Source organism: Elusimicrobiota bacterium (assembly GCA_040757695.1).
GTDB lineage: Bacteria > Elusimicrobiota > UBA8919 > UBA8919 > UBA8919 > JBFLWK01.
The window spans coordinates 1-7426 of record JBFLWK010000097.1 but is presented as its reverse complement, the minus strand read 5'-3'; the positions used below and the strand labels follow the sequence as shown (position 1 = coordinate 7426).

Below are 7426 nucleotides of genomic sequence, written 5' to 3'. Positions count from 1 at the left end.
GTTTTGGAGATACCGCCGAATGTTTAAGAGATAGAGAATTATGCTTTGGAGATGCCTCTGAATGTTTAAGCGATAGAGAATATTCTTTAAGCGACAGAGAATAATATTAATTTCCAGAAATAACTCATTGTAGTAGCGGGTTTACCACGCAACTACAAATAAATTGTTAAGCTTCGCTATCTTTGGGTGATGCACATGATATCTATCAGTTTTATTCTTATTATTTTGTTGGTTTCTAATTTATATACTCAGCAAGTGCTTGAGACACCTGCATTATTAGCGCCTGAAAATGGAGAAACAATTACCTCAACTACACCAAAATTGGAATGGTATGATGTGGAAGGTGCTGACTGCTATAATGTAGGTATTTATTCTGATAAAGATTGTACAAATAAAGTTGTTAATTCAAAACCCTACCCTAAGAAATCCTACTGGGAAGTTACTGATAGATATTTAGAAAAATGGAGAAGATATTACTGGCGTGTTGCAGCACATAATTTTGATGGCTGGTCAAAACCATCTGCTGTGTGGTCATTTACAGTAGGGGCAGATTTATCTGCCCGACAAAAAGAGTGGAAAGGCAAAGAAAATATCGCAGTTGCTGAGTTTGCTGGAAAGAATGTATCGCAAGCAGATGCTTCAATAGTGGCTGATTTTGTAAGAACAGAGTTTGTGAATATAGGTCAGTATACCGTCATAGAGAAAGCGAATATGGATAAAATATTAGCAGAAGCAGCGTTTCAAGCAACTGGCTGTACAGAAGCAGAATGCGCAGTCCAGATTGGTAAAATACTGAATGTAAAAAAGATGGTTGTTGGCTCACTCTCTAAACTTGAAGGTGTCTATTACATCACTGCAAGTGTTGTGGAGGTAGAAACAGGAGAAATAGAAACTTCAAAAACTGTGCAATGTTACGAAGTGCACAAACTTATGGCATCTACACAGGATTTAGCAGGACAACTTATAGGAATTAGTGTTTCTTCTCAGAAACCGACAATAAAACCTGCAGTTGTAGGCGAACCTGCTCCTAAGAAAAAACCAAAATTAGAAGGGGAAATAACTGAAATCAGAGAAAATAACAAAATAGTAATAAATCTCGGTTCAAAAGATGGTGTCGAAATCGGAGATATATTTATAGTTACACAACCAATCCTTAAAATAAGTCCTATTACAAGAAAGGAAAAAATAGAAGGTTATGAAAATATAGGCAAATTAGAAATTGAATATGTGGATAGGGAATCTTCACTTGGTGAAATTAGTATTATTAAATCAGGGAAAAAACTAAAGGTTGGCAATCATGTTCTAACACCAGAGATATGGATACCATTTAACTTTTCTTTTTATCCATCTGCTCAATTGTTTAAAGAACCAAATGTAGGAGGTCTGGATACCGGTGTCATCACAAAATCTAATAAAGTTCGTGGACTTGAATGTGGTGCTGTGAACATAGCAAAAGATATTCGTGGCATACAAGCCGGTGCTGTCAATATAACGAGGATTGGTCGTGGTATACAAGGCGGTTTTTTGACCAATCTCACGAATATATCATACGATTTTCGTGGTATACAAGGCGGTTTAATCTGTGCTGTAAATATAGCGAGACATATTTCTGGAGTTCAGTTTGGAATTATAAATTACTGTGAAACTCTGAAAGGTGTTCAAATAGGAGTTATTAACATAGTGAAGAGAAATTATTTACTACCAGTTATGGTCGGTATTAATGTCAATTTTTGATTATAGTGGACTCACTCTCAAATTTCAAAGAAACCCTCTTGCTTTAGATATAATTAGCAGTTATACAGGGGGAGACAGGAAAAATGGGGACGGAGGAAAATACTGGATTCCCGATAGAAGCCTCTCCCCGAATGTAGTAGCCGGAGGAACTGAGGAACTGGGAACTGAACGGGAACTGGGAACTGGGAACTGTGCCACTGTGGGAACTGCGGAACTGTGCCACGGAACTGTGCCAGGCCACAGAACTGCACAGAACTGACAGAACTGTGCCGACAGAACTGCCAAGAACTGTGCCACCAAGAACTGCAAGAACTGCAAGAACTGGCAAGAACTGTGAGAACTGTGAGAACTGTGCCAGACTTGTGAGAACTGTGCCAGAACTGAGAACTGTGCCAGACTTGAAATTTTCAAATTTTTGTGTTAGTAGTCGTAGCCACACATTCGTGAGGACAGGTTTTTAATTGCTGTATAATCGTGGATTAAAAATCCATAACTACAAATTATAAATTTGAAAGAACCATATTACTAATCACTAATCACTGCTTTTATTATCCCGCCACCTAATACAATATCTTTTTTGTAAAATACAGCAGACTGACCTGGTGTGATTGAGAGTTGCGGTTTGTAAAATACAATTTTTGCAGTATTATTTTTTTGCAAAAATATTTTTGCTTTTGATTCTTTATGCTTGTATCGTATTCTTACATCTGCGATTATTGGCGATTTGTTAGGTTGCGAAACAGTCCACGAAATATCTTGTACCAAAAATTCTTTACCCAAAAGTTCCTCTTTTCTACCAACAGTAATTTGATTTTTTTCGGCATCTATCTTGACAACATACGTCGGATAACCAACTGAAATCCCAAGTCCTTGTCGCTGTCCGATTGTATAATATGGAATTCCTTTGTGCATTCCTACAACCTTTCCAAAAATATCCACAATTTTTCCTGGTTTTATATCTGTGTTAATCTGTGGTTTTATCTGTGTTAATCTGTGTTTCAAAGATCTGCGGTAATCTGCGTTCCCCACAAAGCATATCTCCTGACTTTCCTTTTTATTAGCAGATTTTAACATTAACTCATTAGCTAATTTTCTAATCTCAGTTTTTTTGTAATTACCTAATGGGAATAAAATATGTGGAAGATTTTTTTGTGTAAGTCCGTATAAAAAATACGACTGGTCTTTTGTCTTATCAATTCCCTTTTTCAATACATATACTTCCGACTTCCAACTTCCGACTTCTGACTTTTTCCCTATTCTTGCATAATGTCCTGTTGCTATAAAATTACAACCAAGCCCTTTCGCAAATTCAAGCATTTTGTCAAATTTTATTTTCATATTGCAGACAATACACGGATTAGGTGTCCTGCCTCTGAGATATTCAGAGACAAAATTTTCAATAACATACTTTCCAAAAATCTTTCTTCTGTCCACAATATAATGTTTTATCCCGAGTTGCTCGGCAGTCCTTTTAGCAATAACAATATCTTCAGGTGAACAACATTGTCGTTCAGCCGATACATACCGACACAAAAAAAGCCGCATTGTGCAGCCAATGACTTCATAGCCGGATTTTTTCAGAATACAGGCAGCAACTGATGAATCAACACCACCTGACATTAAAACAAGCACTTTCTTTTTCACTTTTTGCTTGATTTTGCTTCCGGATGTTTTTTATAGTAGTCGTCAAGTGCAGCACGGAGTGCTTCCTCAGCGAGCACTGAACAATGCATTTTAACAGGCGGAAGTCCACCTAATGCTTCTGCAACTGCACGGTTGGAGATTTTTAGCGCCTCATCAACAGATTTCCCTTTTACCATTTCAGTTACCATTGATGAAGTTGCAATTGCAGCACCACAGCCAAATGTCTTAAACTTTGCATCAACGATAATTCCATCTTTTACCTTAATATAAAGCCGCATTATATCGCCACAGATAGGATTCCCAACATTCCCAATACCATCTGCGTCTGGTATTTCACCGACATTTCTCGGATTCTGAAAATGTTCCATTACTTTAGATGAGTACTGCATATATTCTCTCCAATCTCTTATCTCTTATCTCTTATCTCTGTCTTTAACCTGTCTTCCCACAATGGCGATATTGACCTTAATCGCTCAACTATTTTCGGTAGGATTTCCAAAAGCGCATCAATATCTTTTTCAGTTGTATAATGTCCGAGCGAAAATCTTATTGAACCTTGTGCAACTACGGGCGGAATTTTCATTGCTGATAAAACATGCGATGGTTCAAGTGTTCCAGAAGTACATGCACTACCAGTAGCTGCAGCAAAACCTTCTAAATCCAGCGACATCAATATCCCTTCGCCTTCAATATAACTAAACGAGATATTACAGGTGTTATAAATCCGTTTTTCAGGATGACCGTTAAGTTGCGTGTATTCAATTTTTTTAATGACTCCATTTTCAAGTTTCTGTCGCAGTTCTAAAATTCTTTTGGATTCATTTTTCATATCCTGATAAGCAATCTTCAATGCCTTTGCCAGTCCAATAATATAAGGCACATTTTCAGTACCTGCACGTCTGTTTTTTTCATGATGCCCACCGTGTAATAACGAGTGTAATTTTGTTCCCTTTTTTATGTAAATAGCACCTATACCTTTGGGCGCATAAAACTTATGTCCTGATAGTGAAAGCAAATCTACACCAACTTTTTTTACATCAATCGGAATTTTACCTGTTGATTGAACAGCATCCGTATGAAAAACTATCTTTTTTTCGTTCGCAATTTTTGCAATTTCTTCTATCGGTTGAATAGTTCCGACTTCATTATTTATATGCATTATTGATATAAGAATCGTCTTATCTGTAATTGCGTTTTTTACATCTTCACTCTTAACTATTCCATATTTATCAACAGGAATATATGTAACTTCATAGCCAAATTGTTTTTCTAAATAATGGCAAACCTCAAGAACCGCATGATGCTCTATCTTTGATGTGATTATATGATTACCTCTGTTTTTTAGCGCAAATGCAGTTCCTTTTACAGCGTAGTTGTTTGACTCTGTTCCACAGGAAGTAAACACGATTTCAGACGGATTTTCAGCACCCAAAAATTTGGCAACTTCTTCGCGTGCATCTTCAATCGCTTTTCTTGTCTCTTGCCCAAACGAATGTACGCTTGAAGGATTCCCATAAACATTTTTGAAATATGGCAACATTGCATCCAACACTTCTGGATGAATAGGTGTAGTAGCATTATAGTCAAGATAAACTTTTCGCATATTTTTATTTTACCAAACTGTTGAATAAAAGTCAAGTATTTTGTATAATAAGTTCACGAATAACTAATCACGAATTATATCACGAATGTTCACGAATAAAATCAATGCAGTTATTCGTGGCAATTCGTGATATTTGCCTTTATTCGTGTGTCTTTATTCGCGATATAGGGAGTGGCTATGGAAAAAATATCTGATGTGAAACTTGTAGAGAAACTGGTTGAAGGCGGGAATTCTATTCTGGAACAGATAAGGCAGATTATTGTATGCCAGCAAGATATGATGGATATTAGTCTAAGTAAAATGTTTTTCTTTTTTTGCATAAGTTTTGTTATAAATATTTTTATCAGAACCAATATCTGGGGTTTAGCAATTTGTCCTGATCCTGGGACAAAACATTTTTATCAATCAGATAATGGAATGTATGAATTAGAGGTAGAGGTTATGAAATATAAGTGGACAGAGCAAATGTGGGTTACAGGGCCTCCTGTAAAAATTACTTTTAGAAAAAAGACTGAAACAATTTGGAAAAAAGAGTTAAAAGAATTTCCAGATTATGTATGCATTTCTAATAATGGGAAATATGTTGTTCTAAATTATGCAGGTTGGTTTGATGAAGGTGGATCGGGTGGTTTTTTGATTTTTGATTCATCCGGGACCTTGGTAAAAAATGTAGAAAATTACGGCGAAAAAGTAAATAAGATGCTTTGGATTGATGATACACATATCAGCGGCAATGGCAGATATTTCGCTATCTTGGATTATTCAGGTAAAGTATATTTTTATTCTGTTAACGATGGCAAGTTATTATGGAAGAAAAAAATGATAGATGAGATAAGCCCGATTGAGAATAAAATAATAATATCTGAAGATGGACAGTATTTGCTTGTTTCTATAAATTGTGATAATGATGATAAAACAAAGATATTTTATATGGATTTTATGGGAAAAATAATATGGGAAAAAGAAATTGATAAATTATCAAAAGAAATTTATGAATACGATTCATATTATACTAAATATAACAATTGGTTATATAAAGAAAAAATTAGATTCCTTGAAGATAGTAGAGAATTTAGCATGTATTCTATCAAAGAAAACGCTATTCTCTTTTACAAAAATGATAACAATAAAATAAAATTTGTAAAAAAGCATTATTTAGTCAATTTATCATTAGAATGTCCTTCTATTGTTGAAAAGGGACAAAAATATCAGATAACAGCAAAAATAATCCCCAAAGATTTGAATGATATTAATGATATCAATGTCAATATTTTGCAATATACAGAGTATTATGAAAATAACAAATCTAAAAGATATACTGTCTTAGAAAGTACAAAAAGTATAAAAAAATTGAAAAACGGAAAGTCAACTACGCTAAATTGGGTGACTGACAATACAAGTCCTGAAGGTAAAAGTATAATTTCCTGTATTCTGATGGCTGGTGATACTGATATGTGCTTTAATCAAAAGAAGATTTCCATTAAGGAGGCAGATTCTTCAAATTTAACAATTAGCGGTGGTAGTTATATAAAGATTGACGCTAAAATTCAAAAAAACAATAAGTACAATATCAGATACTGGCAAAACAAAATTGTTTTAATACTATTCAAAAAAAAGAATATTCTTATACCATTCCAAATAGGTGAAAAATGGGGGTTTATTGATAAAAATAAAAGAGTTGTCACTCCACTTAAATATGATTTTATTGGGGATACCAGTGAAGGATTAACCGAGGTTGTTGTTTTCAGCGAGAAAGGCGACAAATGTGGTTACATCAATGCCGAAGGACAAGAAGTTGTTCCATTAAAATACGATAATGAACTTAGTGTTGTCTCAAATGATTTTAAAGAAGGTTTAGCAAAAGTTAAATTGAATAATAAATATGGTTTTATTGATAAAAACGGTAAGGAAATAATACCAATAAAATACGACGATACTTGGGGTTTTTCAGATGGCTTGGCAGCAGTAGAAATGAATAAAAAATGGGGATTTGTTGACAAAAATAATAATATAATAATACCATTTAAATATGATGGAACATATTTAGGATTCAAAGAAGGTTTAGCATCTGTAGAATTAAATGGTAAGTGGGGTTACATTGATAAAAATGGTAAAGAAATTACACCATTCAAGTACAAAGAAGCTGGAGAATTTAGGGACGGGTTAGCTTTTGTGTCAATCTGCAGTTTAGATAAAAAGAACTTTAAATATGGATTTGTTAATAAACAAGGGAAGGAAATAACACCTTTACAATATGATGCTTTTGGTTATCAAGGTGAAGGATTAATCTCGGTAGAAATAAAAGGAAAATGGGGATTTATCGACCTGAAAAACGGCTATAAATTTATATTTTACCGATAATAAAATGCCCTTGACACAACCGTATAAAAATGATACACTTATGACAAATGCCAAAAGGCTTACAAAAAATACATTTTATATTCG

5 protein-coding genes are annotated in these 7426 nt (G+C 34.4%); 2 read left to right on the top strand and 3 right to left on the bottom strand.

The genetic code is table 11. The features are described from left to right. Positions 1-195 precede the first annotated feature (195 nt). Positions 196-1734: a CsgG/HfaB family protein gene (locus tag AB1349_11930; protein ID MEW6558039.1), complete on the top strand. Its 1539-nt coding sequence runs from the start codon at positions 196-198 to the stop codon at positions 1732-1734. A 525-nt stretch (positions 1735-2259) separates the two neighbouring features. On the opposite strand, the gene mnmA is transcribed toward AB1349_11930, so the two are convergent. From mnmA to nifS, 3 genes are read right to left on the bottom strand one after another with little or no spacing between them, the layout of a single operon-like run. Further along, entirely contained in the window at positions 2260-3378 is a 1119-nt protein-coding gene (mnmA, locus tag AB1349_11925; protein MEW6558038.1) for a tRNA 2-thiouridine(34) synthase MnmA, read from the bottom strand. After that, the gene (nifU, locus tag AB1349_11920; GenBank protein MEW6558037.1) at positions 3375-3767 is read right to left on the bottom strand and encodes a Fe-S cluster assembly scaffold protein NifU; all 393 of its coding nucleotides are present in this window, start codon (positions 3765-3767) and stop codon (positions 3375-3377) included. Before nifU ends, mnmA begins: the two co-directional genes overlap by 4 nt. A 17-nt stretch (positions 3768-3784) precedes the next feature. Continuing rightward, on the bottom strand, positions 3785-4981 hold the full coding sequence (gene nifS, locus AB1349_11915; protein MEW6558036.1) for a cysteine desulfurase NifS: 1197 nt from the start codon (positions 4979-4981) through the stop codon (positions 3785-3787). Positions 4982-5158: 177 nt separating this feature from the next. Here nifS and AB1349_11910 point away from each other — a divergent pair, with 177 nt between their 5' ends. Then, positions 5159-7342, top strand: coding sequence for a WG repeat-containing protein (locus tag AB1349_11910; GenBank protein ID MEW6558035.1), 2184 nt, complete (start codon positions 5159-5161; stop codon positions 7340-7342). Positions 7343-7426: the final 84 nt, after the last annotated feature.